We start from the raw sequence: 3,596 nt of genomic DNA, 5'->3' as shown, positions 1-3,596 counted from the left end.
AATGCTTCTTCGTCGGTACAACTTGACGAGGGCTAAACCATGAGCAGTCTCGAGGTCATAGAAAACAAGAAGAGCGCCATCATAAAATATCTGGCGATACTGCAACGGTACAAGAAGTACTCCCGGCAAGAAATAGAAAATGATGTTGACCTCCGAGGTGCGTTAGAGAGATATCTCTACCTCGCTATACAGGCAACGATAGACCTGGCAGAAGCTCTTGTTGCCTATGAAGGCTTGAGAAAACCTACGACCATGAGCGAGGCTTTCTACATCCTGAGCGAAGCGGGAATCATCTCCATGGAGCTTGCCGGGAAACTGGCCAAAATGGTGGGCTTCAGGAATGTCATTGCTCATGATTACCAGAACCTGAACTACGATATTGTGCTCGATGTCCTGCACAACAGGTGCAAGGATATCGAAGTATTCCTTGGGGAAGTTTCCCAAAGACTGGGCTTACGATAGGAGAAGGTGAACTATGAAAAAGGCCGTATCAACTGATAAGGCCCCGCAGGCCATAGGTCCCTACTCCCAGGCAGTACAGGTGGGTGAGTGTGTCTTCGTCTCCGGGCAACTCGGGCTTTCCCCAAAGGGGGAACTTGTGTCAGATGAAGTTACTGAGCAGGCACGGCAGGCCCTGGAGAACATCTCCGCGATCCTTAGGGCAGCAGGGCTCACGATGGAGCACGTGGTGCAGGTGACTATTTTCCTCACCGACCTTCGGGAATTCCCTGCAGTTAACGAAGTGTATGCACAGTACTTCAAGCCTCCTTACCCTGCAAGATGCTGTGTTGGAGTCAGCGCGCTTCCCCGAGGTGGCAAGGTGGAAATTGCGGCTGTTGCTTATGTTCCCCGAGAGAAATCCGAGACCGTGGCGGAATGAAGCTCGTGAGCGGAACCTTCTTTCGAGCTTTTCATTCCACTAATGGGAAAGCGAAGGAACCCTGTGGTACAATGACACAGGAAGGGAGACTGTAAGCGAGATCCGGTGAAACTCGTGGTACGATTCCTTCCCCTCTGGGATTATGCGTGGAACCTCGGGGCAGTTTACGTCTCTTTCCTCCTCCACTTTGCCCTGAAGCGGGATACCGCCGTTTTGAAACTTCTTGCGTCCTCCTGGACATGGTTTTTTCTGATTCCTCTCCTTCCCCTTTTCCTCTACGCCCTTTTGGGTCTCTACTCCTCGAGGTCCCGCTCTTTGAGATTTGTTTTCACCCGTCTTGCTCTCTCGACTTTCCTCTCCTTCTTTGTTTTTACGACTACTCTTTTCTACCTCAGAATTTTTCAGTTCCCCCGTCTTATTGCCCTTTTTTGGGGAGGACTCGGCTTCCTTTTCCCGTACCTCTTCCGCCTTCCCTTTCTTGAGTCCTGGAAAGACGAGCGGATATTTGTGCTCTACAAAGGTGAAAAAGGACGGCAGCTCTTCAGGGACCTTCGTCTGGGGGAAACCCCCCTGGGCACAGTCATCGGGGGAACAGACGTAGCAACCTTTGAAAAGGACGAACTCATAGTGTATTTGAAACGCCTCAAGAAGGACCTGGACATCGATCGAGTGGCTGTTTTTCTCGACCCTCAGGAACGGGGAGACATCATTGCGCTTCTTGAGGAGGAGGGTATCCCTTACACCGTTGAGGACGCTCTCCCCCTCTTTGAAGAGCAGCAAGGACAGATTAAGCTGACGCTGGCAGACCTTCTCGATTACCGGAGAATTGTTGAGGGCAACGCCTACATCCCAATCAAGTACCTTCTTGACCGGATTCTGGCGGGAATCTTTCTCGTGCTCCTTTCCCCGCTTTTTGGAATTCTTGCCCTCCTTATTGTCCTCACCTCTCCAGGTCCCGTCTTCTACTGGCAGGAACGCGTGGGAAAAGACGGAAGGGTCTTCAGGCTCTGCAAGTTCCGGACCATGGTGCCTGATGCCGAAGGGCACACAGGAGCAGTCCTTGCCTCAAGAAACGACCCTCGCGTAACGAAGATTGGGCGGTTTCTCCGCAGGACTCGCCTTGATGAGCTCCCACAGCTCTGGAACGTTTTCAAAGGAGAGATGAGCCTTGTGGGACCAAGGCCTGAACGTCCAGAGTTTGTGGAACGGTGGAAGAGACTCATCCCTTATTACGAAACTCGCCTCCTTGTGAAACCAGGAATCACCGGCTGGGCCCAGATTCAAGGAAGGTACGATGAGGGACCAGAAACAGTCTGGGAAAAGCTCGAGTACGACCTCTACTACCTGAGACACGTATCCCCAAGCCTTGATTTTGAAATTCTTGTTCGGACTCCTCTTGTTATGCTCCTGGGGAAGGGGGCAAGGTAATCCGCACAGGGAAGACAAATGCAAAGGAGTGACTGCCATGGAAACCTTTGTCCTTGGGATAGACCTTGGGACCCAGGGGGTTCGCTCGATGATTGCCACCCTCAAGGGGGAAGTGGTTGCCGAGGAAAAGGAGGCTATAGAATTCTCTTTCCAGGAGGGACGGCGTTTTGAACAGGACCCGAGGGAGTGGTGGGAAAAGACAAAACGGTGCCTCCTGAAGGTCCTCTTGACTTTTGATTCTTCCGGACACAAGAGAGCATCCATACGGGCCCTTTCGGTTACCTCAACCTCAGGAACGGTCGTTCCCGTGGATAGCGAGGGAAATCCCTTAATGAATGCCCTCATGTACAACGATTCCCGAGCTCAAGACGAGGCACATGTGGTGAACGAGATTGCCCAGGACTTTACGGAGCGCTTGGGGTACCGCTTTGACCCCTCCTTTGCCCTCTGCAAGGTTCTCTGGATAAAGCGGAATCTCCCGGAGATTTTCGAAAGGGCTTCCCTTTTCCTCCATCCCACTGATTACCTGATTGGGCATCTTACCGGAATCTGGGGAGTATCGGACATTTCGAACACCCTGAAGATGGGGTACGACCTCATGGAGCGCCGTTGGCCGTCGTTCATCGAGGAGAAGCTCGGAATTCCTCTTGAGAAGCTTCCAAGAGTCGTAAAAAGCGGTGAGGTGGTGGGGACACTGAAGACCTCCCTGGCAGAAGAGTGGGGTCTTTCGCCGGACCTTCTTGTTGTCGCAGGGGCGACCGATGGTACGGCAGCCTTTTACGCTTCAGGCGCCCAAAGGCCTGGGGATGTCTCCTCAACCCTTGGGACAACCCTTGTGGTGCGGAGCATTTCCGAGCGTCACGTCAAGGACCCCCTGGGGCGGGTGTACTGCCACCTGCATCCTGAGGGCTTCTGGCTTCCCGGAGGAGCTTCAAACACCGGTGGGGAATGCCTCACCTACTTTTTCCCCAACGAGGACCTTGCAAGCTGGGATGAAAAGGTGGCTACCTCTTCCCTTCCCTCGCCTCTTCTTGTGTACCCTCTAACCCGCAAGGGAGAACGCTTCCCCTTTGCCCATCCTCAAGCGGAGTTCTTCATGGTGGGAAAGAAAAAAGGAAATCTCGAATTCTACGCCGCCTGTCTTGAGGGCGTGGGGTATGTAGAGCGGTACGGCTTTGAGCTCCTTGAGGCACTGGGAGCAACACCGATACGGCGAGTTTTCGTTTCAGGAAGCGGGTCAAAGAGCCCTATTTGGAGGAAAATCCGGGCAAACATTCTCAACCTTCCC

At 53.1% G+C, this 3,596-nt stretch carries 4 protein-coding genes and 1 pseudogene (1 of these 5 running past the window's edge); all 5 read left to right on the top strand.

Annotation, left to right across the window (positions count from 1 at the left end; genetic code table 11):
• A pseudogene (locus H5U36_06550) lies at positions 1-43 on the top strand (nucleotidyltransferase domain-containing protein); it begins 380 nt to the left of the window's first position.
• Complete coding sequence (locus H5U36_06545; GenBank protein ID MBC7217790.1) at positions 40-462, top strand: DUF86 domain-containing protein; 423 nt, start codon at positions 40-42, stop codon at positions 460-462. Before H5U36_06550 ends, H5U36_06545 begins: the two are co-directional and overlap by 4 nt.
• Positions 463-475: 13 nt before the next feature.
• Positions 476-880, top strand: coding sequence for a RidA family protein (locus H5U36_06540; GenBank protein MBC7217789.1), 405 nt, complete (start codon positions 476-478; stop codon positions 878-880).
• A gap of 114 nt (positions 881-994) precedes the next feature.
• Positions 995-2,308, top strand: a complete 1,314-nt coding sequence (locus H5U36_06535; GenBank protein ID MBC7217788.1) for a sugar transferase — start codon at positions 995-997, stop codon at positions 2,306-2,308.
• A 37-nt stretch (positions 2,309-2,345) separates the two neighbouring features.
• On the top strand, positions 2,346-3,596 hold a 1,251-nt coding region (locus H5U36_06530), incomplete at its 3' end, for an FGGY-family carbohydrate kinase (protein MBC7217787.1).

This window comes from Candidatus Caldatribacterium sp. (assembly GCA_014359405.1).
Classification (GTDB): Bacteria; Atribacterota; Atribacteria; order Atribacterales; family Caldatribacteriaceae; genus Caldatribacterium; species Caldatribacterium oleiphilum.
This window is presented reverse-complemented; position numbering and strand designations above follow the sequence as displayed.